Genomic DNA, 26,962 nt, shown 5'->3' with positions numbered 1-26,962 from the left:
GGTCGATGACTGCTACAACAATTCCTCGTCCTGACACAGGCGTTCGCACCAGCGCGTACGGCAAGATTGCCTGGCGTATCCTGCCGTTTCTGCTGCTGTGCTACCTTGCGGCTTATATCGACCGCGTGAATATCGGTTTTGCGAAGCTGCAAATGGCCTCGGACCTTGGTTTTTCAGAAGTGGCCTATGGCCTGGGCGCAGGCATCTTCTTCATAGGCTACTCCATTTTCGAAGTTCCCAGCAACCTGATGCTCCATAAGGTCGGCGCCCGACGCTGGATCGCGCGCATCCTGATCAGCTGGAGCGTGGTTTCGGCATGCTTCGGCTTCGTGCAAACCGAAACGCACTTCTACGTCTTGCGCTTCCTCCTGGGTGTCGCTGAGGCAGGTTTTGCGCCAGGCGCCTTGCTCTATCTGACTTATTGGTTTCCTGCTGGCCGTCGTTCTAGAGCCAACAGTGCAATGTTCCTGGCCATCCCCTTTGCAGGTATCATCGGTGCGCCGCTGTCCGGCCTGATCATGGAAAACATGAGCGGTGTGGGACAGTGGGAGGGCTGGCGCTGGATGTTCGTCCTTGAAGCCCTGCCTGCGCTTGTCGCTGGCCTGCTTACCTGGCGCTTCCTTCCCGACCGTCCGGCAGACGTGGACTGGCTGTCCGAAGAGGAACGCAAAGCGGTCCTCAGCGATATCGCCAAAGATGCCGGAACGACTACCGAGCACATGTCCGTGAGGCAGTTCCTGTCGGACAAGCGGTTGTGGTTGCTTTCCGCGGTCTACTTCTGCGTGGTCATGGGTCAGTACGCTATGACCTTCTGGTTGCCGACGATCATCAAGAACGCGGGGGCTACAACGCCGTTGTTCAACGGTATGCTGACCAGCCTCCCGTTTCTGACGGCCATGGTCGCGATGCTGTTTTTCAGCTTCAGTGCCGACCGGACCCGCGAACGTCGCTGGCATCTGATCATCCCGATGTCGGTAGGTGCCGCAGCGCTTACGATTGCCTCGTTCTTCCCGCATAATCTGACCGTCTCGATCGCGCTTTTGTCCATTGCAACCGCGGGCATGCTGACCTCGACGGTCATGTTCTGGAGCCTTCCGCCAGCATTTCTCGGCGGCGTCTGGGCCGCGGCGGGAATTGGTGCAATCAACAGCATTGGTAACGTCGCCGGCTTTGTTTCGCCTTACGTCATTGGCTCACTCGTCTCTGCCAGCGGTGATCTTCGCCTTGGTCTTTATGCAATCGCCGGTTCCGTGATCCTCGGGGCGGTGCTCGTTCTTCTGGTACCGCGCAGCGTCAATCGCTGAGCGTCCGGGTCGCAATAACGCGCGTCGGGAGAGGCGCGCGCAATCAAACGAAAAAGAAAGGCGCCGGACAACCGGCGAAGCCTGAGCGATGTCTATCGATCTTCCTCCGCCTCCGCCGGCGTATGTGCTGACGGAACCGAATACTGTTTCCCAGACCGCCGGAGCCCAACCGGTGGCTGCCGCCCCAGTCACTTCGCAGCAAGCCGCAACCGACAGGTCGATCTCCCAACAAGACCCGTCGACTGGCCTTGGTTGTAACACCCATGTGGTGGTTGCGAGCCCTGCGATCCCGGCTAACCAACCGCACTTGCTCGGTGACTGGGGCGGTATTCGAACCGGGCTGGAGGATGCTGGCATCACGCCTTCTGTCCAATACATTGCGATGCCGGCATGGAACGTAAATGGTGGCACCGGATCGAAGACGGCATACACAGCTCAGCTTACATTCGGCGGGAAGTTTGATCTTGGTAAGATCGCTGGCATCAAAGGCGGATCCATACAGGGCCTGATCACCAATCGGCATGGATCGAACGTCAATCAGACCGCGGAGATTGGCCTCCTTCAATTTCCGCAGGCGGTCTGGGGTGCAGGTCAGGTTTGGCGCCTGTCCCAGATGTTCTACCTGCAGAAATTCGGGGCGTCCGAACTGAAGGTCGGGCGTATGAGCGTCGGCGAGGATTTCGGTACGGCGCCGTGTTTCTTTGAGAGTCTAACCTTCTGCGGTATCGTACCAGGGCATATCTCGCCGCAATACTGGTACAATCCGCCGGTCAGCGTCTGGGGCGCGCGGACGCGTATCGCGGATAAACTGGGCTACACTCAAGTGGGCGTTTACGAGCTCAATCCGGACAACCTCGATCCCCAGCGTGGCTTTAATCTGAGCATGTCAGGCGCTACGGGTGCTCTGATCCCAGTTGAAAGAGCCTTCACCGTCAAGCTCGGTGGCGATGCCTCGCGGTCGGGCATCTACAAGATCGGAATCTGGCATGACACATCTGTCAGCAATGACCTTGTCCGGGATATCGATGGTAATTATGCGGCCCTTACCGGACGCCCTGCTGCTCGCAAGCGGGGGCGCTGGGGCGGCTATGTCGTCGTGCGGCAGCAACTGCATGGCCCCGATGCCGATGGCGCTGGCGCTGTGAATGTGAACTTCAGCGGGGTCATTACCGATGGACGGACCAACCTAATCCATTCAATCTTCGTCGCAGGCATCACCAGGACCGGACTGATTGCAGGGCGGCCGAAAGATGAGGCAGGGATCGCTTTCGCGCGTACCCACATCAATGGGAGGCTCGCGGACGTCCAGCAGATCCAGTACGACCAAGGGATCACGGACCGGGTTCCGCAGCAGTCGGAATACGTAGCTGAGATCACGTACTCCTTCGCCGTTCACCCCGCATTGAGCATACGGCCCAACGTGCAATTTTACTTGCACCCCAGCGGTCGAAACGATCGACCGACCGTGGTGGTGTTCGGGGCGAGCGCCTTCGTTACGTTGTGACGAGAGGATAAGCCACTGTGCTTCTTGGACTGAGAGCGACATGCCGGTGTCTGCGTTTCAGGCAGACATCGGGCAACTGATTATTGAACCGATATAGTGATCTCAACTTCTGCCGATGACGATAGAAGGTAGATCAGACGGTGCAGCACTTGTCGCCGCGCCAGCACGTTGCGCAGTGTTGAATATGTCGGATTTCAGGTTTCGCCGTGCACCTATTTTGAGGTTAGCACGGCCACCATCCTCCTTTTCAGTTGGTGCAAATAGCTGAACCAGATTCACCTAACACGATACTTTTTCAGGTTTGAGTCTATTTCTTGAGATGCAAAGCAGTCGGTCCTAAGCCCGGGCCGGGCTGCCGCTGGCAGACACCACGTGCGCCCAGTTCTTGTTACGGCGCCGCGTCCGCGACTGCCGAGGCAGCGGAGAATACAATTGGAATCACCAAATAGCGCGAGGATAGCGCAGAAAATATTTGGCGGGGTGCTAATAGCCCTCGGCTTATACTTTATTGGCTTTGGCGGATGGTTGGTCACGCTAGGTGGGACTTTATATTATGCGATAGCTGGTTTGCTTATAGCTGCCGCTGGCGTCCAGGTCATTCGGGCGCGCGCCTCCGGTTTCTTCATCTACCTGGCAGCCTGGGCTTTCACGCTGGTCTGGGCGATCTGGGAATCAGGCAGTGACCCTTGGAAACTTGAGGTCAGACTGTTTGCGCCGAGTGTACTGCTTGCCCTTTTCCTTATCCCTGCTCTGGGTGGACAAGCGCGTGAGAAGATACCGGCTGCCTGGCGAGGCTTTCAGGCGGTTACAGCTGCCGCTGCCTTGGGGATGATCGGCCTCATTCTGTATGCGAGCTTCGGTCCTGAAACCGGCGCGACGACGCAGATTGCAGCGCAGGCTGGCGGCACCGCCACCGATTGGCAGTTCTACGGCAATGATGCTGGTGGATCGCGGTTTGCAAATGTCGCGCAGATTACCCCGCAGAATGTCAGCCAGCTTCAGGTCGCATGGACCAATCAAAGTGGCGATGGTCCGGATGAAACCGAGCTCAATCACAAGGGCAGGGAATATCATTCGGAGTCGACGCCGATCAAGGTTGGCAACACGCTTTACACTTGTACGCCGCACTCGATGGTCGTCGCGATTGATGCTGCGACCGGCAAGACCAAGTGGAAGTTCGATCCCAAGATTCCGCGCAACAACCCCTACATCGTGTGCCGCGGCGTAGGCTATTACGAAGCCGCACAGGCTCAGAGCTGCAGGCACCGCGTGTTTCTGCCGACGATGGATGCGCGCGTTCTGGCCATCGACGCCGATACCGGTGAACTGTGCCGCAGCTTCGGCAAGGATGGTGCAGTTGATCTGCGCGACCAGACGGGCACCTGGCCCGCCGGCTGGCAGGTTTCAACCTCGACGCCCTTGGTCATGAATGATCGACTGGTCGTCGGTTCGCGAGTGATCGACAATATGTCGACCGACGAACCTTCGGGTGTTGTGCGTGCATATGACCCTGTGGATGGCCGTCAGGTCTGGGCATGGGACGTGGGTCGTTCGGCGGACGCACTGCCGGGCCGTCTTCCTGAGGGCCAAGAGTACACACGCAGCACACCGAATGTATGGGGCCCGATCACCGGCGACCCGAAGCTTAACCTGGTCTACCTTGGCACCGGCAACCCGGCGCCCGACTACTATACCGGCTTCCGCCGGCCATTCGATCGCCGCTTTGGTACCTCGCTTGTCGCTCTGGATATCACCACGGGCAAACTGCGCTGGCATTACCAGATGGTCCATGATGACATGTGGGACTTCGATATCCCGATCGGCCCTTCGCTGTTCAACCTCAAGGATGGAACCCCGGCGCTCATCCAGACGACCAAGATGGGCCAAATCTTCATGCTCAACCGTGCGACCGGCAAGCCGATTGCACGTGTAGAAGAGCGTCCTGTCGACCAGGTCGGCGCTACTCCCAACACGTTCATTTCGAAGACACAGCCGTTTTCGGTCGGCATGCCCAGCCTTACGCCGCCGAAGCTTACGCCTCAGGATATGTGGGGGGCGACGCCGATCGACCAGCTTAGTTGCCGGATCGACCTCGCCCGTGCTCGTAACAGCGGTATCTTCACGCCGATCGGGCCGACGCGTTCCATCGGTAATCCAGCCTTTGATGGCGTGACCGATTGGGGCGGTGCCTCTGTCGATACCCAGAAGCGCATGATGTTCGTCAACACGATGAACATGCCTTTCTACTTCCAGCTGGAAGATCGCACGACGGACCGGGCTAAGGAACTCCTCAAGCGTAAGAGCAGCGGCGGCGAGAATGCCAAGAAACTCGACGTGCGTGTACAGGAGAGGACCCCCTACCTTGCCACGCTGCGAGCATGGCTCAGCCCATTCATGGTTCCTTGCGTACCGCCGCCCTGGGGTGAAATGGTCGGCATCGACCTCGATACCCGCAAGGTCATGTGGAAGAAGACGCTGGGCACTTCGCGCGACAACAACCTGTTCGGTCTGCAGCACAACCTGCCGCTTCCGACAGGTACGCCGAACCTGGGCGGCTCGATCGCAACGGCTGGAGGTGTGGTGTTCATTGGCGCGACGACTGACCAGTACATTCGCGCGTTCGATGCCAAGACAGGCAAGGAGCTATGGAAGCACCGCCTCAAGGCAGGGGCTACCGCAACGCCTATGACGTATCGCGGTCCAGATGGCCGACAGTATGTGGTCATCACCGCTGGTGGTCACGGAGCCCTGGGCACTCGCTACAGTGACGAAACAATTGCTTTTGCGCTTCCCCGCAAATGACACCGGAAGGGCGGCCCTCGGGTCGCCCTTCTTCTCATCTAGTTTAGGAGTATCTCTCAATGGATCTTGGGCTTCAGGGTAAGAAGGTCATTGTCAGCGGTGGTTCGCGCGGCATTGGCCGAGCGATCATGGAACTGTTCCTTGCGGAAGGCGCGCAGGTCGCGTTCTGCGCACGAGGTGAGGGCGGTGTGCTGGAGGCGCAGGCAGCACTGGGCGATTCTGCCTTCGGCTCAGTTGTAGACATCACGAAGTCTCAGCAAGTGACCGAGTGGGTTAACCGCGCTGCAGAGCGTATGGGCGGCATTGATATAGTCGTGCCGAACGTTAGCGCCCTCGCAGGTGGCCGCGATCTGGACACTTGGCGGCGAGCATTCGAAACCGACCTGCTCGGCACCGTCACCATGGTCAGCGCGGCGTTACCGTTTCTCAAATCGTCGACTGCTGCATCGGTCGTACTGATATCTAGCGTATCAGGTCGCGAAGTCGACATGTTTGCTGAGCCCTACGGGATCTTGAAGGCAGCGCTGATCCATTACGGGAAGACGCTGTCGGTACGACATGCGACCGATATGATTCGGGTCAACACAGTCTCTCCGGGCAATGTCTATTTCGAGGACGGCGTTTGGGGGCAGATCGAGCGCGATACGCCCGAAGTTTTTGCACAGTGTCTTCTGCAGAACCCCTTTGGCCGCATGGCAACGCCGAAGGAGGTCGCGAACGCGGTGGTGTTTCTTGCAAGCGCTGCAGCCAGCTTCATAACTGGCACAAATCTTCTGATTGATGGGGGGATTACGCGAGGGGTTCAGTTCTGACGCGCGAAGCTTAACACCTCAAGGCGGCCGGGAAACCGTGCCGCCTTTTCTCGGCCATGCGCAGGCCCGCACATAGGCGAACGCTAAATGTCGGTACTGATGGGTCCGTTGTTCGACACATCGCTAGGAACCGGCAGGAAAATCCCAACGAGCGTTTTTCCTCGGACCGTTTGCGCAAGATAAACGAATGGCTGGTTTCGGGCGCGTGGCAAACCGGGCGCAATATCCGATTTGGGCGCAGTGCTGCCTTCCGTCAGAAGGATTCTACAGGTCCGTGAATGACGGCTTTCCTCGGTGGGCTCCTCCGAAGGCGACAGTCGCGAAAGTCCCATCTGCAGACGCTATGCTGCTTGAGCAAGAGCATCGATACGGCTCTCGCAGGCGCGCCTTACAAGACCGCAGAGCACCTCAATCCGCGCAGCTATCCATTCTAGCTCTTCGGACGATATATGGTAGGAGCGAGAGTACCTCGCCTTCACATAGGCATCTCGGAGAAGCGAGTAACACCGTTTCTGAAATCGTGTTTCCCGCGGCCAAACCTTCCGCAACGATGGCTCCAGTTGTTCAGCCATGTCGCGTAACCGGTTGAGATTATGCGTCTTAGGTGAATAAAGGGTCCGAACCAAGAATAGGCAATGATAGAAGCGTTCTGCGGCTTGGTGAAGCAGAAATGCCGCCTCTTTCACCATGCCGGCTTCCCGAGCAGTATTTGCAAGCTTTGCAAAATTTTCCGCACTTTCCACCCATTCGTCGAAATACTCACGCGTTTCAAAAAGTGCTTGCTCCGCGGTAAGCGGTTGAGGCTCAACAAATGGATATCCGGGCTCCTCGAAAAGCGAAATCCCATCACTCAGGATATCCATGAAGAAATAGCGGCCGATCTGCAGTTTTCCATTTACATCATCGAGACTGTGAAAAATCGGTGAGACGAGCGTGCGGAGCCGTGTACCTTCGGATAGATCGGCAATAAGACGGTTCTCGGTCTTTTCCCAGAACTCCGCGACGTCCGTAAGGTCTTCGTGGTTCACGACAACGAGCAGATCGAAGTCCGAGTAGTACCGCCCGACTGGATCCTCGACCCAATCACCCCGGGCATAACTCCCGAAAAGGATGATCTTCAGCAGCTTCGCTGATCGCAAATGCGGCTGCGTCCGTCGTGCGGTCGCGAAGGCGAATCCTTCCCGTAGCACCTCCACGACATGGGCAAGTTCGGCACGCTTGCCTTCCGGGAGATGGTCCAGACTGGTCTTCATACTGTTAGAATCGCCGGAAATCCGCTATTTGCCAAGCCCAAAATGCACTTCACAGACAAACCGTCCCCCTCGCCTAAATCTGTTTCCGACTTTGCAGGAAGCCCCTGTCGCTTTCGAGATAGCTGGCCAGGATCGCCGGAACGAGATCACCCACAGCAGCCTGTTTCCCGTATACCCTTGCATAGTGCGCCGCATAATCCTGCAGCGCTTGATGCAGGTCAGGCAGGACCGTGATGGCCAGCTTTACGGGCGTCCGGTCCGGAAGCTGCGGAAGTTTGATTGCCGACATATCAGTTCTCCTGTTTCCATGGGTTGAGCACAAGGTCCTGGCGAACGATCAGCCGCACCGATGCGCCGGCACGGATCACGATTGTGGGCTGCACGTCGAGATTACGCTGGGTGATCTGGTCACCCGCCCGCGCCGTATTGGTCTGCGCGGAATCGCGGAAGGCCCTCACGAGACCACCCTCCCCCGAAATCGAAAGCTCGGTGCCGACGCCCAACAGCGTCGACAGCGCAACGCCTTTCACCAGGCGCCCCGTATGGTAATCGACCTCGTCCGAAAGGCCGGCGCGGCCCGCTGCGTCGGTGGCCGGCATGTTGTCCAACTGTAGCGAACTCCCGTCCGGCATCAGCAGCCGTTGCCAGACCACCAGGGCGCGGCTCTGACCGTAGGAAACGGCGCTGTCATACTTGCCGATCAGCCTGGCACCCTGGGGGATCAGCAGGATCTGACCGGTCGCGCTATCATAGACGTTCTGCGAAACCTGCGCGACGACCATGCCGGGCAGATCGGAGTTCAGACCGGTCACGAGGCTGGCGACGATGACGCTTCCCGCCGTCAGCATATAAGGTGACGCAGAAGCCGAAATCGCATGCGGATTAATGGCAGGGCTACTGTCCCGCTGCTCAGCGAACTGAACATTCCTGTCAGTCGCGGTTGGAGAGGCGTCCGTGCGTGCACCGACAGTTTCACCACCCGGCTCATCCGGGCTGGGGATGCCAACGACCGAAGCCGAGACAGCCGGGGTTGCACTGGCGGACGTCGCGATAAGCGCCGACTGGCGGGCCGCTGTCATTTCTGCGGCCCTGCGCTCGGCCAGGGCTTGTGCCGCGTTGGCCTCTGCCGATGGACCAGTGGAAGTGGGCGACATCATGTTCCCCCGTTCCTGCGCCTTCAGGATCGGACGGCCCAGATCGCCGGGCAGCGGCGCGCCCAGTTTCGGAACCTCGTCGTAAGACCTGGGAAGGGCGTCGAGCGTCTGCGAGCTCTGGCTAAGACTAGGCGCGGACAGCTCGCTCTCACTTCTGGCGGTGCGCAGAAGCTGAGGCCTGAGGGCGAACCACCCAACTGCGGCGATGGCAATGATCGACACAGCGCTTGCCGTAATGATCACTTCGCGGCGGAACCGGATCGCCCGTGGCGGACGCGCCCGGATCGCCAGAGTCTCTGGATCCAGCTTTGCGATGTCGCGGTCAGCCGCATCACCACCGCGAAGTTCGAATGCAGCATCCTGGCGATGTTCTAGGTTTTCAGAGGGTCCCGGCGTTCCGCCCGTTGGTGCCGGATCCTGCAGTTTCCTGTTCCCTTGATGAGCTGTCTCGGTCATCGCCGCACCTTCCCGGCGCCACCGCGCTCGATCCGGACGATCTGCTGCTTCTTCGTGCCAAGGCGCAATTCCGCTGCCGAGAAGATGCGATCGACCACATAGAAGCGGCCACGCATCCTGTAGTTTACCAGCTCCCCCTCCCCCTCGGCTCCGATCACGAAAAACGGTGGCGCTTCATCCACGCCGATGCTGGCAGGAAACTCGATGAACGTCTGGCGGCCATCGTCGAATGCCCTGACCGGGCGCCACGCCGGATTGTCGCCTGAGATGACGTATCCGAAATAGAGCTGCTCCAGCCCGAGGCCGCTGGCCACAGGCTTGGCTGCCTCGGAAGCCGCAGCTGCCCGCTTCAGCGCGAGCAGTGCATCGAGGGGGTAGTTCCAGGCCAGCGCCGCCATGCCCGCGCCGACCTTGCTGGTCAGTTGCAGATGATAGGTCCGCCGATCGGTCGTGATGACCAGGTTGGTTGAAAGACCTGCACTGAACGGCTTAACCAGAACATGGATGCTGCGCTCATCGCCAGTTCCGCTGGAGGTGTCGCCGATGAGCCATCGGGCAGTGTCGCCAGCCGCAACCGCGACCAGGGTCTCGCCCGGTTGCAGCACGATATCGGTTATCATGCCCGGCTCGGTCCACGCCCTGTAGATTGCTCCGTCAGACCACAGGTAGGTCTGGCGAGCATTGACCCACGCACCGGTCGACGGCTCGACCAGGGCGCGGTTGGTATGCGTCGACGACGAGGTAATCGTCTGCCGGGGAAATGTCCCGCCTGCAGTAGAAGTGGAAACAAGCGCAATTGCGGCGAACATGCTGATGCTCATGGTTGGATCTCCATTGTTGGATTCGCAATCGGCTGCACGGCTGAAGGGCGAATCTCGCCGCCACCATCGACCGGCGCTGCGGCACCCGCCGCGCGGGTCGGTCCGGTTGCACCCTGCCGCTGGCGCGTGCCGTCGAACTCCCGGCTCCAGTCGATGGCATCGATGTAGATACCCAGCGGATTGCGACGCAGGGTGTCCGCGTCGCGCGGGGCCTTTTCGACGAGCGTCAGGATCGCGGTCCACCGGCTCGTATCGACCAGGCTACCGCGCTTGTAGGACTGCTCGATCCATTTGACCTGAAAGCTTTTGTCCGAAGCACGGACTACGCTTGTGACCTGCACCGATACGGTGCGTTCGCCGATGCGGGTCATCGCTCCGGACTGGCGGGCGTAGTCGCTGAGGAACTTTGCCCCGCGCTGCGTGGTGTAATCGTAGGCTTCGAGCCAGTCTCGCCGAGCGATGACAGGATCCAGCGAAGCACCCCGCACATGGCCGACGAACTTTGACAAGGCCCATGCCACCTGAGGATCGGTCGGCCGGTAGTCTGCTTCGGCTTGCGATATCGCCCGCGGCTCGCCGAGGCGATCCACCGCGACCACGTACGGTACGACGCGGCTCTGCAGCGACTGCCAGAGCAGTCCTGTCGCCATGGCTGTCGAAAGGCCAAGGCAGCCAAACGCCATGATACGCCAGTTGCGCGCCTGAACCCGAGCCGAGCCGATCCTCTCGTCCCAGATCTGCCCTGCACGCTGGTAGGGTGTTTCCGGCGGGGGCGTTCGCCCGTAAGTCGAAGTGCTGCGTTTGAAGCGCATGGCTCAGTCGTTCCTTTCGTTGATGTCAGGAGAAGTTCCGCCGCCGCCACGGTCACCCTGCTGGACGGCGTGCATGGCGAGCTGGCGGCGATGGCGCGCGGCCTGCTCGGCCTGAAGCGAGCGTGCCCAGGCGGGCGGCGTCTCACCTGCACCGGAGGCCGGCGCAGGTGAGTTCGTATTGGCGAAGGCGACCCTGGCCGCGTCGCGCCCCAGCTGCGCAGCTTCGCCGAGCCCGAGAGAGCCGGCGGCGCGCGACCGAACTGCATGACCGGCCGCTTTGGCAACACCGCCAAGCCCGGCTCTGACCGACGTGTTGCCAGCGGCCTGCTGCCCCATCGAATAGGCCGTCGCAGCACCTGCGCCCATCGATGTGCCTGCGCGAACACTGCCCATCCCGGCTGCCGCCGCGATCCGCGCACCGCCTATGACAGCCCCGCCCGCGACCATGCCCGCGGCTGCGGCACCGGCAGCTGTACCCAGCGCCGCACCGGCGCCGAGCTGCGGCGCGCCGGAAGCGAGGCCACTGGCGACCGAAGGGGCGAAAATCCCCAGACCGAGTAGAGCAAGGCTTGCCAGAACCAGGCTCAAGGCCTGCGCGATGTCGGGCTCCTGCCCCTGCAAGGCCTGCGTGAACTGGTCGAAGAAGTTAGAACCAATGCCGACGATGACGCCAAGCACCATGACCTTGATGCCCGAGCTCACCACATGGCCGAGCACGCGCTCGGCAAGGAAACTCGTCCGGTTCCACAACGCAAATGGCACGAGAATGAAACCGGAGAGGCCCACGAGCTTGAACTCGATGATGCACACGAACATCTGCACAGCGAGAATGAAGAAGGCGAGGATGACGATCAGCCAGGCGATCAGAAGAACGATGATCGTCAGGAAGTTGTCGAAGAAGCTGGTGAACCCCAGCATCTGGGAGACCTGCTCGAGCATTGGCCAGGCGGCAGTGAAACCTGTTCCGGCAAGCCGCCCCGGCCTCAAGAGATCGGCCGCTGTCAGTGTACCGCCGCCTGCCGTAAGCCCGGCCTGTGCGAACGAGCGGAAGATGATGTCGGCCAACACCGAGAAATTGTTGATGATGTAGGCGAAGGCGCCGACATAGAGGATCTTGCGAATGAAGCGGCCGAGCACGTTGTCCTCACCGCCCAGAGCCCAGAACAGCGCTGCTATCGTGACGTCGATCCCGATGAGGGTGGCTGTCAGGAAGCGCACATCGCCACCCAGCAGCCCGAAGCCGCTGTCAATGTAAGCGATGAAGGTGGCCATGAACTGGTCGATGATACTGAGGTCGTTCATGAAGACTTGCCCTTCGTGTCGGTGTAGTCGCCTTCGGCGGGGGATGAGCGCGCTGGGTGCTGAGCGCACAGGTTTCGCGGGACGTGGCCGGGGGAGGCGGAACAGCCACGCCCCGCGACGTGGCGACGGCAGGGGAATGGGTCGTCGCCGCAGGAACAGCCGGACAACTCAGCGTCAGGACGTGCGCTGTCCGGGCTCGATTAATTGGGGGTGTAGGCAGTTCCGTTGCCGAGGAATCTCGTCGTGGCTGCCTGGGCTTCGCTTGCAGCCTGCGCCCCATTCGCTCCCGAGAGCGTCTGCGCCCGGAACTGCGTCGCCATCATCTGCTGGATCTGGAGCTGCTGCTTGACCACCAGGGCCAGAAGCTGGTTGGTTGCCTGCTGCGCCTGCAGCGACCCTTCCGCACCTTGGCTTCTGTCGACCAGAGCGGTAAGCGTGTCGCGATCGGCTTCGACGTTCTCAGCGATCTGGGCCTGAACCGCCGCCGTCTGTCGATAGGCTGTGACTTGCGTATCCAGACGGTTACGTGCCGCCGCCACCTGCGCATCCAGCCTCAGGGATTGGCTGAAGGCGTTGGGGTAGAGCTGGCTGAACTGGCTGTCGATGCTGGAGACCCTGAACTGTATGCGGGTCGCCTGCCCCATCAGCGTATCGATACTGCGCAGGGTCTGCGTCAGTGCCTGCAGCTCCGGGAACGTGATCGTCGAGAGGTTCCGTGCCTCGTTGAGCAGGCTGGTCGCCTGGTTCTGCAACGCCCTTATCTGGTTGTTCACTTGCTGCAGAGTTCGCGCGGCGGTGAGCACGTTCTGCGCGTAGTTCGAGGGGTCATAAACGACCAGCGCGCTTGCAGGATTGCTGCGCAGCATTACGCCTGCAGTGATGCCGCCAATGACCAGCAGTGCAATGGCCGAGGCGGCCGGGACGGTTTTTCGGGACGGCTTTAATCTCATGACGATGCTCCTGTCAGGTTGGGGGTGGTATCCGGGGTGCTGCCCGCGAGTTCGGCCGCCCAGACCAGCCCGGATGCCTCGAGGAATCGGGCAAGGAATTGGTCGGTCCCGTGCTGCTCGATCAGGGCGTCGATGCGGGCCTGGGTTGCCGGATCCGACGATCCACACAGCGCCAGCGCGACATCGCCGAGGCCGAGTTCAAACAGGCGATTTCCGCGTGCGGACTGCAGGTAGTATTCGCGCTTGGGCGTCGCGCGGGCGATCAACTCCACCTGCCGGGCATTGAGACCGAAGCGCTCGTAGATTTCCCGGCTTTGCGGTTCGATGGCGCGGTCGTTGGGAAGCAGGATGCGCTGCGGGCAGCTTTCCAGGATCGCTGGCGCGATCGACGAGTTCGCAATGTCGGTGAGGCTCTGCGTTGCGAAGAGGACCGAGACGTTGCGCTTGCGCAGCACTTTCAGCCATTCGCGGATACGTGCCGCGAACAGGGGATGGTCGAGGAATATCCAGGCTTCATCGAGGACCAGAAGTGTCGGACGCCCATCGAAACGTGCGTCCAGGCGGTGGAACAGGTAGCTGAGAACCGGCGCGACGACGCCCGGATGCGCCATCAGCGCCTCTGTCTCGAAGCACTGGATGTCCGAAAACCGCAGTCGGCTTTCGGCGGCATCGAGCAGGCGGCCGTATGGCCCCTCGATCGTGTAGGGTATCACCGCCGTGCGCAGCGAGACCGACTGCAGCAGGAGTGTGAGGCCGGTGATCGTGCGTTCGGCAGCCGGAGCTGTGGAAAGGCTGGTCAGTGCCGACCAGACCTGGTCCTTCACGTCCGGAGTGACGGGCACGTTTTCCTGCACCAGCAGCGCCGTGATCCACTCCGCGGCCCAGGCCCGCTTGGCGGCATCGTCGATATCGCGAAGTGGCTGGAATGCGATACCGACGTCATCGGGTCCTGTGCGGCCCTCGCGCGCTGTCTCGCCCGTAGGATCACCCGTGCGGGCATCCAAGCGTTCACGGCCCTGACTCGAGCCCTCCCCCAGCCCCAACGCATGATGCGCGCCGCCGCAGGCAAGGACCGCGGCGCGGGCGGAAAAGCCCTTGTCGAAAACGAAGATCTGCGCGCCGGCGTAGCGACGAAACTGCAGGATCATCAGTGCCAGCAGGACCGACTTGCCGGCACCCGTTGGCCCCGCGACCAGCATATGTCCTACGTCGCCGACATGGGTAGAAAGCCGGAATGGAGTCGATCCGGACGTGCGTACATGAAGCAGCGGCGAGCCATTGAGATGGTCGTTACGCAGCGGACCGGCCCATACCGACGACAGCGGCATCAGGTGTGCCAGGTTCAGGGTATGGACGAGTGGCTGGCGCACATTTGCGTAGACATGCCCCGGCAGCGATGACAGCCAGGCCTCGATCGCATTGACCCGTTCGCGGATGGTCGTGAACCCGAGCCCACCCACGATACGCTCCACAGTGCGCATCTTCGCCTCCACACCGTCCCTGGTCGGATCGGTCACGGTGATCGTCGTAGTGAGATAGCCGAACGCGACGTGATCCCCGCCCAGCGCCTGAAGCGCGAGATCAGCGTCGATCACCTTGTTGTCGGCATCGCTGTCGAGGAGCTGGGCCGGAGTGTTGTAGAGCACCTCGCGCAGCATGGCGGTGAGCGACTTGCGCTTGTTGAACCATTGCCGACGCAGCGAGGTCAGCACCTTCGTTGCTTCGGCCTTGTCCATCGCGATGAAACGGGTCACCCAGCGGTAAGCGAAGTCCTGATGGTTGAGCGCATCGAGAAGTCCGGGACGGCTCACATTGGGAAAGCCCCGGACCGATATGGTCCGCAGATGCAGATCGCCGAGCCTGGGCTCGAGACCGCCCAGCAGCGGAGTGTCGACCAACAGGGCGTCGAGATACATCGGCGTTTCGGGAACCGCCACTTCATGCCGACGATCGGAGATCGTGCCGTGCAGGTAGGTCAGCAACTCCTGTGATCCGAGCATGCGGACCTCGGGCATGAAGCCGGAGAAGAGATCGAGAGCGCGGTCTGTCTCGCCGATGAAGCCTGCAAGCTGCGCGCGCCAGTCTCGCCCGGTGGCATCGTCGTCGCGTTCAACCAGCCGGCGGCCGGCGGCATCCTGGCTGTCGGCCGCAGCCAGCCACGTCAGCGAGAGGTAGTAGGCGCTCTCGTAGTGTGCGCCCTCGGAGAGAAATGCGGCGCGACGCTCCTGTTCGACCAGCCAGCTCGCCACGTCGGGAAATTCATCCTCGGGATAGCGGCTCGCTTCGCGGCGCTCCGCCTCGAAGGTCATCGTCCAGCCCGACCCGAAACGGCGCAGGACATTGTTGACCCGCGCCGTGATCGAAACGAGTTCGCCTTCGGTTGCGGACTCCAGGTCAGGCCCGCGAAACGCGAGGACGCGCATGAAGCTGCCGTCCTTGTTGAGTACAACCCCGGGCGCCACGAGCGCTGCCCACGGGAGGTGATCGGCGAGGCGGCCGGGACGCGCGCGGTATTCCGACAGGTTCAGCATGTGAGATATCCCCTTTGGCGCAGGTGGCGCAGGAGCACGGGCGCGAAATCGGGATCGTGCCGGGCTGCGAGGACGGCAAGGCTGTGCCCCGCCGCCCAGATGATCACGCCGGCAAGCCACTGCTGCAGGCCAATACCCACCGCCGCTGCCAGCGTGCCGTTGACGATCGCGATGCCGCGCGGCGCTCCCCCGATCAGCAAGGGGGCGCCCAGGCTCGCATGGATCGGCACTTCGAAACCCTCGATGTGCTGTCCGTCATGCCGATCCGCGCGTGCCATCAGACGAGCGCTCCGCCGCCGAAGCTGAAGAAGGACAGGAAGAAGCTCGAAGCGGCAAAGGCGATCGAGAGACCGAAAACGATCTGGATCAGCCGGCGAAATCCTCCCGAAGCTTCACCGAATGCCAGCGAAAGACCGGTCACGATGATGACGATGACCGCGACGATCCGGGCAACGGGTCCCTGGACCGATTCCAGAAGCTGTTCGAGCGGCTGTTCCCAGGGCATGCCTGCGCCCGATGCCCAGGCACTGGTGGCGAGCCCGCCCCAGAGGGCTGTGGCGGCAACAGCCGTGCCGAAGAAACGAGTATTGCTGGCGGCAAAAACCTGGTTCGGCTTTGGACGAATGGACGGCGTACGCATGGGTCAGTCTCCGTTCTGGTCTTGGGTTGGAAGAAGGTCGGTCAGGCGGTAATCGCCGCTCGCCGGATCGAAGCCGTCGACGCGCACGATGCTGGAGATCCGGCGGGCTAGGCCGCGTCCGGAAATGAAGACGATGAGATCGATCGCCTCGCCGATGAGCGGGCGCGGAACCGTGACGACGGCCTCCTGCACGAGGCTCTCGATGCGATGCAGAGCGGCGCGCGCGCCATTGGCATGGATCGTGGCGATGCCGCCGGGGTGCCCGGTGTTCCACGCCTTGAGCATCTCGAGCGCCTCGGGGCCCCGCACTTCGCCGACCACGATGCGGTCGGGCCGCAGGCGCAGGGTCGAACGCACCAGATCGGCGATCGAGACGAAGCCCGTCCGGGTGCGCAGCGCCACCGTATCAGCGGCCGGGCTCTGCAGTTCCCTGGTGTCCTCGATGAGGATCACCCGTTCATCGATAGTGGCCAGTTCGGCCAGCAGCGCGTTGGCAAGCGTCGTCTTGCCCGAACTCGTGCCGCCAACGACGAGGATGTTGCAGCGCCCCAGCACCGCGTCCCGAAGGCGTTTCGCGCCCTCGCCCGTCACGATGCCGTCTGCAACGTAATCGGCAAGGGTGTGGATACGGGTCGCAGGCTTGCGGATCGCAAAGCACGGCGCGAGCGCGACCGGAGGCAGGACGCCTTCGAAGCGCTCGCCGGCACTGGCACCATGCGGCGGCAGTTCCGCCGAGACGATCGGTCGTTCTGCGTGAACTTCCCCTCGCGCGTGGCTCGCGACCAGCCGGACGATGCGCTCGGCCTGATCGGGCGCGATCCACACCCCGGTATCGACCCGCCCTTCGCCCAGGATGTCGAGCCGCAGCATGCCGTCGGGGTTGACCATGATCTCGATGACGCGCGGGTCAGCGAGCGCGGCGCCGATCGCAGGTCCCATCGCGCTGCGCAGCATGGCCCGCCGCCGCTCTGCCGCGAGCGTGTCCGGTATCGGACGGGTTCCAAAAGCGGATGCGGTCATCGCCGGTCTGCCCGCTCGAGCGTACGATCGCCGCTGGCGACCTGCCTTGCCACCTGGTTGAGGAAAGTTTCGAAGCGGGCGTTTCCGGCTGCGCGGCCCGCACTGTCGCTCTCGGCCAGCGGCGCATGGATCGTCAGCTCGTAGCGGATGAAGAGAGCGAGGGTCTCAAGCTCGATGTGGCTGTCACGCACCAGCCGATCCAGCAGCGCGGTGATCCGGTCGAGGCGTGGACCGAAACGCGCGTCGAGTTCGGACACATCCTTGCGATCGAGCCAGGCCTCCACCGCGCGCGCCAGCATGTCGGAGCGTGAAACGCCGGGCCGGGACGCTACGGCTTCGAAGCGATCGCTGAGAGCACGCGGCAGGAAGAGCTGGTGGCGGATCTTGCCCTTGACGCTCACAGCCCGAGCTCCAGCGTCTCGGGGCTATCCTTGGCGAAGCCGGCGGCATGCTCGGTCGCATAGATCGTGCCGGCTAGACGATCCTGGACCAGTCGGTCCATGCCGCGCTTCTCTGCCGCTAGGTCATCCTGCTCCTCGTCAAAACCCAGCGCATTGACGGCGGGTTGCTCGCTGCCGGGAACTGCAGCAGGCGCGATCTCGGGTTGATCGCTCGGGCCGCGCCCGCCCTCCTCCGCATCCTCATCGTCGATCATGGGCTTCAGGCGCTCGTCGACCGGGCGGACCTCCGCGCCCCAGTCATCGGCGCGGCGGGGGGGAAGGTCGGGGTATCGCTCCATTGTCAGCTTGGGCGGCGCGATCACGCGCGTGGCGAAGACCGGATCATCGTAGTAGCGCAGCTTGCCGGCCCGGATCGGGGGCATTCCCGAGAGCAACACGAGCTCCTCTCCTGACGAAAGCTGCATCACTTCGCCGGGCGTCAGCAGCGCGCGGGCCGTCTCTTGGCGGCTGACCATGACATGGGCGAGCCAGGGCGCGAGCCGGTGACCGGCGTAGTTGCGCATTGCCCTTTGCTCGGTCGCGGTGCCAAGCGCATCGGAAATGCGCTTGGCGGTGCGCTCGTCATTGCTCGCGAAAGCCACACGCACATGGCAGTTGTCGAGGATGGCGTTGTATTCGCCATAGGCCTTCTCGATCTGGTTCAGGCTCTGGGCAATGAGGAAGGCACGCACCCCGTAGCCGGCCATGAATGCAAGGCTCGTCTCGAAGAAATCCAGCCGCCCGAGTGCCGGGAACTCGTCGAGCATGAGGAGCAGCTTGTGCCTGCCATCGGCCTTGGCGCCGCCGGCACCGTGCAACTCCTCGGTCAGCCGCCGCCCGATCTGGTTGAGGATCAAGCGGATCAGCGGCTTGGTGCGGCTGATGTCCGACGGCGGGACCACGAGGTAGAGCGAGAGCGGGTGACGGCTCTCGACGAGATCGGCGATCCGCCAGTCCGAGGCTCCGGTCACCGCCGAAACCGTCGGATCGCGGTAGAGGCCAAGGAACGACATGGCCGTGGAGAGGACGCCCGAGCGCTCGTTCACTGACTTGTTGAGCACTTCACGCGCGGCGGAGGCGACAACGGGATGAACCTGCGGCGCATCGGCAGAGCCCAGGTGATTGGTCGTCATCATCGCGCGCAGCGTCGCTTCGAACGACCGGGCCGGATCGGAAAGGAACGTCGCAACATGTGCGAGGGTCTTCTCCTTTTCCGCGTAGAGGACGTGAAGGATGGTGCCGACGAGAAGCGAGTGGCTCGTCTTCTCCCAGTGCGAGCGACGTTCGAGCGCACCTTCGGGATCGACCAGGATGTCCGCGATATTCTGGACGTCGCGCACTTCGTTGGCGCCGCGCCGGACCTCCAGCAGCGGGTTGTAGCGCGCCGAGCGCGGATCTGTCGGATTGAAGAGCAGGCAATGGGAAAACCGGGACCGGTAGCCTGCCGTCAGCTCCCAGTTCTCGCCCTTGATGTCATGGATGACAGCAGAGCCGGTCCAGCCAAGCAGGGTCGGGATAACGAGCCCGACGCCCTTGCCCGACCGGGTAGGCGCAAAGGCCATGATGTGTTCGGGACCATCATGGCGTAGGTAGCGGTTCGAGAACGCGCCGAGAAAAACGCCGCGTTCGACAAGGAGGCCGGCCTTGCGCACATCCCTCGACGTAGCCCAGCGTGCCGAGCCATAGGTCGTGACATTGCGACGCTGCCGCGCGCGCCAGAGCGAGCCGAAGATCGCTGCCGCGCATCCCAGCAGCCCGCTCGACGCCGCGATGATCCCGGCTTCATCGAAGACCTCGGGGGCATAGGCGTCGAATTGGTACCACCAGCTGAACAGCGCCCAGGGCGCGTAGACCGGAACGCCCGCGATAGCTCCCCAGGGTTGGCCCAGCTCGCTCTGGTAAGCGAGAGCCGACGCCGCCCACTGGGTCGCGAGCCAGACACCCAAGCCGACGATCGCGAGCACGACGATAAACTGGCCGATGAGAAGTTTGGTCGGGGTCATGGGTGCCTCCAGCTCCGCGCGGCGGGCCGCCGGCGAACTGGAGACAAGAATCTGTTACTTCCTTATCGGGCGACAGATACTCCCGAGTGCCGTCAGGCACCCCTTGAGTGCCTTGCAGGACCGAGAGCCGAGTTTTAGGTTCGAAAGGTCCGTAGTGTTCGCGTGATTTGAAAGGCAGCGCGGCACCCGAGTCGCCCTGCTCGGCAATGCTTCTAGCCCATGAACAAAACGCCGCTTAGCGAACATGCGGATGATGCGATGATGTGGCCGAACCAACGGCAGCATTCATAGCATAGAAGGCGTGGACCTTGCGACAACGCGAGTGGACCATAGCTCATCGGTCCGATCGACGACGAGCGGACCGTTCCATGTCTGTAGCAGTGCGAACGCCTCGTCCGGGGTTCCATCGGTCCAGCGCGCCCAATCATCGCGACGCAGGATCGTGGGCATCCGATCATGCACATCGGACATTTGCTTACAGCCGTCGACCATAACCATGGAGTAGGCATCTCCCCAATCGTCGGTCGGCTGCCATATCCCGGCTAGGGCGAAAATGGTCTCGTCGGGCACGGAATACCAGGTTCGTGTATTCTTCCGGTCCTCGCCCTCAGGCTCGCACCATTGCGTCACCGGGATCAGACAGCGCCGATCGCGGAAGCTGTCTCGCCACATCGGGTTCCCCCGCAGCTTGTCGTCGCGAGCATTGTTCGTGGCGGTCGGCTTCAGCGGCTTGCCGCTTTTCTTACTGACGGCGTGGCGAGGAAAGCCCCATGCCATTGCGCGCAGTGCGCCGCCGACGGCGACGAGGCCCAAATAACCAGGCCATACCTCTGTGCTGTAATTGACGCTGGTCGTAGCGCGCGCGCTAAACAGCTTCGCGACCTCAGCCTCTTTGGCGTTCATGCGGTAGAGATTGCACATGCTCAGATGATGCCTTCGCGGTCCCGCCAGTCAATCCCGCCAGTTACTCCCGCCGACCGAAGGGAAACACCGGCTGGCATAGCCTGACAGCATCGTGCCATCGGCCAGTTCAGTCTCGGGAAACTGCTGCATGAAGCGCTCTGCATCGTGCAGCGTCCTGAAATGGAAAGACGCCGTATCTCGGTCCTGCTGTCGCGCGCCTGCTCTCACGGCATGATCGCCGGCGGGTATCGCGTCGCGCAGCCACGCCAGCATCTCGTTGTATCGTATGCCAAACCCGCGTTCCAAGATCTTCAACCGGATCCGAACGGTAAAGGCGAGGTCATCGATCTTGTGCTGCGGTGCGCCGCGAGGAGGCATTTTTCGGTCAATGGGATATGAGAACAAATATAGAACATGTATAAGCGGGCGATGACGATTCGCGAAAGGCAATTCCATGGCAACGGCACGACCTCTGCCCGATGACACCCTCATAGAGCTGGCACATGCGCGCTTCCGCATGGCGGACCGGGATGGGGCAACTGACGATGATCAGATGGCACTGCGCGATCTGGTGCCGGCCCTGATCTACCGTCTGAAAGAGAAGGTGGATCACGATCGCCGCTCGGCAGATGAGCCCGTTCTGGATCTGCGGTTCTGCGGCATCGAACTGCCGGACGACGAACAGATCGAGCTGGACCTTCCGCGGCCTGAGTGACCGGCGTGATTTATGAAATGGTCAGCGGCAGGCCACCTCATTCCGACCTGCATCCAGGATGCCGGGTCTTTCGGTGGTTCGGTGAAAGTGATCTGCAGGTGCGGGCACACCTCCCGGTTCAATGCCAAGCCCCTGTGGTGACATTTCGAGCGACGAGGCTGGGACGACCAGTTCGGTGACGCCCGTCAACGCTTCTGGTGCCGGGTCTGCGGCTCCAAGTCTCGCATCAGGGTGCGGCCGGTAAAGATCGAAGGGGTCGACTGGGCGGAAGGCGATTTCGAATTGCCCTGGCCCGAGGAGCGCAAATGGAAAGAAGCGATGAGGCGAGTGCGATGATGCAGAAGCACGTACTGGACGATCTGCGTCGTGAAGTCGGCCGTATCTACGCTGGCGGCGGTTGCTGGCACGACATGACCCAAGCAACCGATCGATGCGCGGGCGTTCACCCCGGCACCAAAGGACAGCAGGTGGAAGCCTACGGGCAGCACCCAGACAAAGGAGGAGCGTGGCCCATTCGGACGATGGCTGCTGAGACAGCCGGAGGAAGGGCTTCGCGCCGGTTTGATTCAGGCGGCGAAACGTGATCCGAAATGGCCGTCGAATGGTGACGCGCAAGCCGCTGCAACGCGCCTACGTGAATGTGGGACGGACGGAGATATGTTCGTAGCGCTGGAAGAGGCGGAACTGGACTGGATTGCGCTATGATTGGCAGCGCGCCAGCAGAATGAAAATGGGCCTGACATACCTGCGTATCTGGAGGCGGAGCACGTGGTGGCGATCCTGAGACGTGCTGATGGAAGGTTTCCCAGCGAAACCGAACTCAGGTGGGCGCTGGAGGGAGCATTGGCAGCGCTCCCTCGCCTATGATCGCTACGCAGGTTCGATATCGCCGCGTGAGAGGCGATCGAGTTGTTCCATTCGCTCGCGCTTCTCTTCGAAGAGGCGGAATCGCTCGAGCACCCGTTCTGAAAAGACATCATCAAGATTGCTGATGACCACCGCGGTGCCCTGCATGTTCACGGTTGCCGCGTTGTTCGTCGTCGTGCCGTAGTCGATGTCCACCCCGATGATGCAGTTCGCGCCAAGGGCCATCGCTTTGTTGACCACGATCGATCGGGCGGTCGCTTCGCCGCTGTTGACCTTGAGCGCCATACCCGATGCAGTGTTTGTCGCACCGAAGAGGTCGGATACCTGCTGGCTAAGTTCGCTGAACAGCCCCGTGCCGACGGTCACGTTACCCGTGACCATCGATATGATCCGGCAGTCAGCCGTGGGCGGAACCTGCGAGATCGTCATCATCGGGAAGTCCGTGATGTTCTCCTTCAGGTAATGCCGGGCGTCGTCCCTTTCGCGCCGGACGGAAAGAAGAGCAGCCTCGAACTGCGAACTGCCGCACTTCTCGCAAAGCGTTGTATACTCGTGGCCAGTCACGAGATTGGTAATTGCAACCTTGTTGTTTGCGAGCCGCTTATTCGAACCTTTGAAAATCCCGCCCTCGGTGATCTCCGCGCCGCAATTACCGCATTCGTCCGTCATTTCTATCCCCGTATCGCCCAAGAAGCGGAGAGATACCGATACACAGGAATGGCCGAGCAGCAAGTACACTCAGGCGCGAAGCGCCCGATAACGCCGTCAGGTTCGACGTTTCACTTGCCGGCCAATCGCCCCTCAACGGAAGATCGACTTGAGCAGGCCCATGAACCGGCCTTCCCGACCCCCCCGGTAAGACCGGCTGCAAGCCCTGCGCGCATGATCCTTCCACCCTCAAGGTCGTTTCGTTCTGGCAAGCAGGCGGCAGGATGCCTGTTAAGGTTTGCTCCGCCTCATCCGTACGCTGGCGTGCAGTTGCCAAAGGTTCCTCGTTGGATGCCTGGGCGCGAGCAACGCCCAACGCATCGACTGAAAACCATGAACGCGGCTGACCGAGCTATAGTCACTCGACCACTCGTGACGCAAACGCGATTCCCATTGCGTCATCGCGATAGCGACTGCTGCTGCCGCTTGCTCTTCAGTTCATCCGTCGATCGCCATGACGTGATCAACGACTTCGTCCTCTCGCCCGTCGATCATGGACTTTCCCCAGTGGCGCACGTGATGACGGGTGGGGCACAGAGCGATTACTCCCTTCAGGGTTTGCGTGCGTGTCGCATCGTCGTAGGTCCAGGGTTAATCCGCCTCCACCGGCCACTGGGCACCTTTGCCGCCGCAAATTCGGCACCTGTAGCCAGCACGAGCGTAAGCCTCCTTGCGAACAATGTCCCATTGCTCTTTTGGTAGGACCGCGTGCAGGGTCTTGCCCCACAACGTCTGCGGCACCATCCAGGGCCTGATGTCGGGCGAATGGAGTTCGGGGCGATATATCCGCGGGACAGGCGCGCCGCCGGAATATCTCCAGGCCCGGGACCGCGCACGCAGTGCCCGTGCCGGGATCTGGGCATCGCAATTCGACATGCCCGCCGACTACCGCGCGGAGCATCCGCGCAGCGAAGCGGCATAGACGAACCAGCCCGCAACAACAGGCTCTACCCCCTCGCCAGCGTTCTCATCCTCGCCGGCCAAAGCGAAGAGCCCGCCCTTCTCGGTGTGGCGCAGTTGTGCCCAGGCACGCGCTGCGGGCGCAGCACCGATCCACCGCGGCGAACCGAAATACAATCCAGTGCTCGACGGCGATGGCGACGGCATAGCGTGCGAGCCCTATCGCCAACGGCGCTGACGAACCCTCATCCCTGCGCCGACATGCCGGAGGCGGCATCACTGGCCCAATATCCCTGTTCCGGCATCGGCGGCGTACCAGCTTCCGCAGTAACCGCGGTCATGCAATTTCGGGGCCTTGCCGGCCTTTCCCAAACTGCCAGTTGATGCCGGCCTCGCGCATCAGACCACCACCCTGTTTGCCGATCTGCCGGTCGAGGACGGAGCGCCACGGGACCAGCGTGAATTCGCGGCTCTTCTCCACGAGGGCAAAGCTGCCTGAAATCCCCTCTATCCGACGCGCGATCCTGCCCTCGATCCGGGTGCCAAGCCGCGCTTCGACAAAATCCTTGCCCAGCTCCTCGGACAGTCCCGCAGCGACCCGCAGCAGCTCGCGGCGCTGGAGCAGCGCCAGCGCGTTGCGCTTCAGCTGGAAGCCATCGCGCCCGTCGGTTGCCAGACCCTGCGCGACAAGCCACTGGCGCCGGGACGCGAATGCACCGCGCAGCTCGCGCCCAAAACCCCCATCCCGCGGGGCATCGATGGTCGCCGAAGTCAGTTCCCGGTCGAGCCAGGTCGCGCCATCGGCTCGGGCCAGCGCGGAGAGCGGTTGCGCTGCGAGAACCTCCACCGAAACCGGACGGTCGCACACAAGTCTGGCTTCGTAGGCTTCGACCTTCTTCAGGTGATCTCCGGCAATGACCCAGCGCCCGTCGAGAGCGCGAGGACCTGCCATCCCTGCGCGTCGCATCGCTTCGAGGCGGCGCTCGTGCGTTTGCGCGTACGCCCGGCTTGCAGTGCGGTCATGGCCGAGATGCAGATCCTGCGAATAGACGCCGCCGTTCGCCGTCGCGACAGCGACGATCGTCCGGTCGATGTCGCGGATCTGTGCGATCGTCGGCACCGCACGGACAAGCGCACCTCTGGGAAGCTCGGCGACCCCGCTCCCGGCTCCGATATCGAGATAATGCGAGCGTCCATCCGTCCCATCGACGATGAGGTAATGGCGATCGCGGTGTTCGTCGTCGAGACCGCGTGACACCACGCGCCCGACAAGGACACCCTTGTCGGGCGTATGGATCTGCTGCTCGCGCTCAAGCCTGACGCGGGTCATCTCGCGCTGCATGAGCCGGATGATGTCGCCGCGCTCGCCCATGCTGCGCAGCGTCCCCTCCATCCCGTCGCGAAGACGCCAGGTGCCTTGCCCGACCAGCTCGGCAAGCTCCATGCGCTCAAGCGTCCGGAGGCGCCCGGTCTCGGCAGCGTGGAACACGGGATCGTTCGAGCGGGCCGTCACGCAGCGTTCGTCGTCCATGCGGGCGAGCAGCCGGCGGTCGAGGCTCGTCAGCCGCTCCTGGTCCACTTCGCTGGAAAGGCGCGCTTCGATCTCGTGGTCCAGCCGTGGTCCAAGATCACGGGTAACGAGCTCGATAGCCCGCTCGCGAAGCCCGCTGGAAATGTACTCGCGCGCGATCACGAGGTCCTTGCCCGCATCGTCGACACCGCGCAGCACGATATGGGTGTGCGGATGACCGGTATTGTGGTGATCGACGGCGACCCAGTCGAGGCGGGTGCCAAGGTCCTTTTCGACTTCGCCCATCAGCCGCCGCACCAGCGGCTTCAGGTCTTCGTACCTGTCGCCATCCTCCGCCGAGACGATGAAGCGGAACTGGTGGCGATCCTCGCTGCAGCGCGCGAGGAATTTGCGGCCGTCGATCTTCGCGTCAGGCCCCAGATCCCCGCCCTCGCCGGCACCGCGCTCAGGCCCGTAGAGTTCACCCGGATTTCCCTCGCGGGTTACGCCATCGCGCTGGATGTATTTGAGGTGGGCGCGGGCCGCTCCGAGGCCTCGCCCGCGCAGGCGCACCAGGCTGGTCTTGACGACCACGCGCCGGGCTCTGAGAGACGCCAACGAATCGCGTGTCGAAAGAAGCCTGCCGATACTCGCGCCGCGACCAATCCTGCGTCCCGTGAACCGGGACGCGGCGCGTGGTTTGCCTGGACCGTTGAGGCCGGCGGCGACCACAACGCGGCCAGCGTAGCGCTTGCCACCCCTGCCCGCGTTGCCATGGCGCCCGAGTCGGGGCTCGAAATCGTCATCGGGCATCGCATATGCCCCTCGTTTGATCCGTCTCGCAAAGCCGGGCGGCAGACGCTCGCATCTCCCTCAAAAACGATGTGCAGACAACGCGTTGCTGGCTCGAAGAGACACAGCTTTTATCTTGTTGGCCCCCTTCTTCCGCTCCCTTCCTGCCAGTATCCCCGACGCCGCCGCTACCCGCGTCCCGGGCCTGGCTCCTTACCTCCGAACCCTCGTCGTGACCCAACCTTGTCGTGGGCCAAGACCGGGGGACGCCGCCGTGTGGACGACGCCCCCCGATCGGATGGCCTTCACATGGCGCGCATTCCTCCGGCCAGCACCCAGGCGGCTTCGGCTTCGCACCGATCGACGAAATCGCTGCGCGCGATGATCCCGTGGGGATCGCCTTCGCCATCGACGATGAGCACCGCAACGAACCAGTCGGCGCCGTTCCCGGTGCTGCCCAGGACCGCGATCCGGTCCAGCTCGACAGCCTCCTCGAAGGCGCTGTCGTACTGCCCGATCCAGCGTTCGGCGATGCGCGCGTCCCACAGGAAATCGCACTCCTCGGCGTCGAGGAACCGCGCTGCCAGGCCCTGCGATACTCCGTGTCCGAACTCGATCTCGAGCCCATGGACCAGAGCATCCCATACTCCGTTCGGGCCAGCGATGCGGCCTTCGGATGCCGCGGATGCGTTCGAAACTGCAACGGTGCGATCGATATGCATGACAAGTACCTCGAGTGACTGTCCCGGGTTGTGGGAACAGT

The 26,962-nt window shown here is 62.3% G+C and carries 25 protein-coding genes; 6 read left to right on the top strand and 19 right to left on the bottom strand.

Annotated elements, in window-relative coordinates; translation table 11 throughout:
- Positions 1-5 precede the first annotated feature (5 nt).
- The 4 genes from GGR40_RS19480 to GGR40_RS19465 all read left to right on the top strand — a co-directional run bounded on the left by GGR40_RS19480 (position 6) and on the right by GGR40_RS19465 (position 6,422).
- Positions 6-1,304, top strand: coding sequence for an MFS transporter (locus GGR40_RS19480; RefSeq protein ID WP_429277910.1), 1,299 nt, complete (start codon positions 6-8; stop codon positions 1,302-1,304).
- Positions 1,305-1,392: 88 nt separating this feature from the next.
- Entirely contained in the window at positions 1,393-2,808 is a 1,416-nt protein-coding gene (locus GGR40_RS19475; RefSeq protein WP_429277909.1) for a carbohydrate porin, read from the top strand.
- A 480-nt stretch (positions 2,809-3,288) separates the two neighbouring features.
- Positions 3,289-5,610, top strand: coding sequence for a membrane-bound PQQ-dependent dehydrogenase, glucose/quinate/shikimate family (locus GGR40_RS19470; RefSeq protein ID WP_429277951.1), 2,322 nt, complete (start codon positions 3,289-3,291; stop codon positions 5,608-5,610).
- Positions 5,611-5,669: 59 nt separating this feature from the next.
- Positions 5,670-6,422: an SDR family NAD(P)-dependent oxidoreductase gene (locus GGR40_RS19465; protein WP_429277908.1), complete on the top strand. Its 753-nt coding sequence runs from the start codon at positions 5,670-5,672 to the stop codon at positions 6,420-6,422.
- Between the two features lie 341 nt (positions 6,423-6,763).
- Here GGR40_RS19465 and GGR40_RS19460 read toward each other — a convergent pair whose 3' ends face one another.
- From GGR40_RS19460 to GGR40_RS19390, 15 genes are all read right to left on the bottom strand, one after another.
- A complete protein-coding gene (locus GGR40_RS19460) occupies positions 6,764-7,675 on the bottom strand; it encodes a HEPN domain-containing protein (RefSeq protein ID WP_429277907.1) in 912 nt (303 codons plus the stop codon).
- Positions 7,676-7,748: 73 nt separating this feature from the next.
- Entirely contained in the window at positions 7,749-7,964 is a 216-nt protein-coding gene (locus GGR40_RS19455) for a DUF2274 domain-containing protein (protein ID WP_429277906.1), read from the bottom strand.
- A gap of 1 nt (position 7,965) precedes the next feature.
- Positions 7,966-9,285 carry a TraB/TrbI/VirB10 family type IV secretion system protein gene (locus GGR40_RS19450; protein ID WP_429277905.1) on the bottom strand — a complete coding sequence of 440 codons (1,320 nt, stop codon included), beginning with the start codon at positions 9,283-9,285 and terminating at the stop codon, positions 7,966-7,968.
- Complete coding sequence (gene trbG / locus GGR40_RS19445) at positions 9,282-10,106, bottom strand: P-type conjugative transfer protein TrbG (protein WP_429277904.1); 825 nt, start codon at positions 10,104-10,106, stop codon at positions 9,282-9,284. Before trbG ends, GGR40_RS19450 begins: the two co-directional genes overlap by 4 nt.
- Positions 10,103-10,918, bottom strand: coding sequence for a conjugal transfer protein TrbF (trbF, locus tag GGR40_RS19440; RefSeq protein ID WP_429277903.1), 816 nt, complete (start codon positions 10,916-10,918; stop codon positions 10,103-10,105). The genes trbG and trbF overlap by 4 nt, the downstream gene beginning before the upstream one ends.
- A gap of 3 nt (positions 10,919-10,921) precedes the next feature.
- A complete protein-coding gene (trbL, locus tag GGR40_RS19435; protein ID WP_429277902.1) occupies positions 10,922-12,220 on the bottom strand; it encodes a P-type conjugative transfer protein TrbL in 1,299 nt (432 codons plus the stop codon).
- A gap of 200 nt (positions 12,221-12,420) precedes the next feature.
- Positions 12,421-13,170 carry a P-type conjugative transfer protein TrbJ gene (trbJ, locus tag GGR40_RS19430; RefSeq protein ID WP_429277901.1) on the bottom strand — a complete coding sequence of 250 codons (750 nt, stop codon included), beginning with the start codon at positions 13,168-13,170 and terminating at the stop codon, positions 12,421-12,423.
- Complete coding sequence (trbE, locus tag GGR40_RS19425; protein ID WP_429277900.1) at positions 13,167-15,701, bottom strand: conjugal transfer protein TrbE; 2,535 nt, start codon at positions 15,699-15,701, stop codon at positions 13,167-13,169. Before trbE ends, trbJ begins: the two co-directional genes overlap by 4 nt.
- Positions 15,695-15,979: a VirB3 family type IV secretion system protein gene (locus GGR40_RS19420; protein WP_429277899.1), complete on the bottom strand. Its 285-nt coding sequence runs from the start codon at positions 15,977-15,979 to the stop codon at positions 15,695-15,697. The genes trbE and GGR40_RS19420 overlap by 7 nt, the downstream gene beginning before the upstream one ends.
- Positions 15,979-16,341: a TrbC/VirB2 family type IV secretion system protein gene (locus GGR40_RS19415; RefSeq protein ID WP_429277898.1), complete on the bottom strand. Its 363-nt coding sequence runs from the start codon at positions 16,339-16,341 to the stop codon at positions 15,979-15,981. Before GGR40_RS19415 ends, GGR40_RS19420 begins: the two co-directional genes overlap by 1 nt.
- A 3-nt stretch (positions 16,342-16,344) precedes the next feature.
- On the bottom strand, positions 16,345-17,361 hold the full coding sequence (gene trbB / locus GGR40_RS19410; protein WP_429277897.1) for a P-type conjugative transfer ATPase TrbB: 1,017 nt from the start codon (positions 17,359-17,361) through the stop codon (positions 16,345-16,347).
- Entirely contained in the window at positions 17,358-17,762 is a 405-nt protein-coding gene (locus GGR40_RS19405; protein WP_429277896.1) for a CopG family transcriptional regulator, read from the bottom strand. The genes trbB and GGR40_RS19405 overlap by 4 nt, the downstream gene beginning before the upstream one ends.
- The gene (locus GGR40_RS19400; RefSeq protein WP_429277895.1) at positions 17,759-19,804 is read right to left on the bottom strand and encodes a conjugal transfer protein TraG; all 2,046 of its coding nucleotides are present in this window, start codon (positions 19,802-19,804) and stop codon (positions 17,759-17,761) included. The genes GGR40_RS19405 and GGR40_RS19400 overlap by 4 nt, the downstream gene beginning before the upstream one ends.
- A gap of 285 nt (positions 19,805-20,089) precedes the next feature.
- A complete protein-coding gene (locus GGR40_RS19395; protein WP_429277894.1) occupies positions 20,090-20,725 on the bottom strand; it encodes an SOS response-associated peptidase in 636 nt (211 codons plus the stop codon).
- 30 nt (positions 20,726-20,755) lie between these two features.
- A complete protein-coding gene (locus GGR40_RS19390; protein WP_429277893.1) occupies positions 20,756-21,163 on the bottom strand; it encodes a hypothetical protein in 408 nt (135 codons plus the stop codon).
- On the opposite strand from GGR40_RS19390, the gene GGR40_RS19385 reads away from it, so the two are divergent.
- The gene (locus GGR40_RS19385; protein ID WP_429277892.1) at positions 21,162-21,422 is read left to right on the top strand and encodes a hypothetical protein; all 261 of its coding nucleotides are present in this window, start codon (positions 21,162-21,164) and stop codon (positions 21,420-21,422) included. The genes GGR40_RS19390 and GGR40_RS19385 overlap by 2 nt on opposite strands.
- 185 nt (positions 21,423-21,607) lie before the next feature.
- Here the strand turns inward: GGR40_RS19385 and GGR40_RS19380 are convergent, their stop codons facing one another.
- A complete protein-coding gene (locus tag GGR40_RS19380) occupies positions 21,608-21,868 on the bottom strand; it encodes a hypothetical protein (RefSeq protein WP_429277891.1) in 261 nt (86 codons plus the stop codon).
- 424 nt (positions 21,869-22,292) lie between these two features.
- On the bottom strand, positions 22,293-23,027 hold the full coding sequence (locus tag GGR40_RS19375; RefSeq protein ID WP_429277890.1) for a heavy metal-binding domain-containing protein: 735 nt from the start codon (positions 23,025-23,027) through the stop codon (positions 22,293-22,295).
- 976 nt (positions 23,028-24,003) lie between these two features.
- Between GGR40_RS19375 and GGR40_RS19370 the strand changes: the two genes are divergently transcribed.
- On the top strand, positions 24,004-24,135 hold the full coding sequence (locus GGR40_RS19370; RefSeq protein WP_429277889.1) for an excalibur calcium-binding domain-containing protein: 132 nt from the start codon (positions 24,004-24,006) through the stop codon (positions 24,133-24,135).
- Between the two features lie 99 nt (positions 24,136-24,234).
- Here the strand turns inward: GGR40_RS19370 and rlxS are convergent, their stop codons facing one another.
- Together rlxS and GGR40_RS19360 are read right to left on the bottom strand one after the other, a co-directional pair.
- Positions 24,235-26,220 carry a relaxase/mobilization nuclease RlxS gene (gene rlxS / locus GGR40_RS19365; protein ID WP_429277888.1) on the bottom strand — a complete coding sequence of 662 codons (1,986 nt, stop codon included), beginning with the start codon at positions 26,218-26,220 and terminating at the stop codon, positions 24,235-24,237.
- 284 nt (positions 26,221-26,504) lie between these two features.
- Positions 26,505-26,921 (bottom strand): hypothetical protein, encoded by a 417-nt coding sequence (locus GGR40_RS19360; RefSeq protein WP_429277887.1) that lies wholly within the window; start codon positions 26,919-26,921, stop codon positions 26,505-26,507.
- Positions 26,922-26,962: the final 41 nt, after the last annotated feature.

It is taken from the genome of Novosphingobium gossypii (assembly GCF_050433305.1).
Lineage (GTDB): Bacteria > Pseudomonadota > Alphaproteobacteria > Sphingomonadales > Sphingomonadaceae > Novosphingobium > Novosphingobium gossypii.
This window is presented reverse-complemented; position numbering and strand designations above follow the sequence as displayed.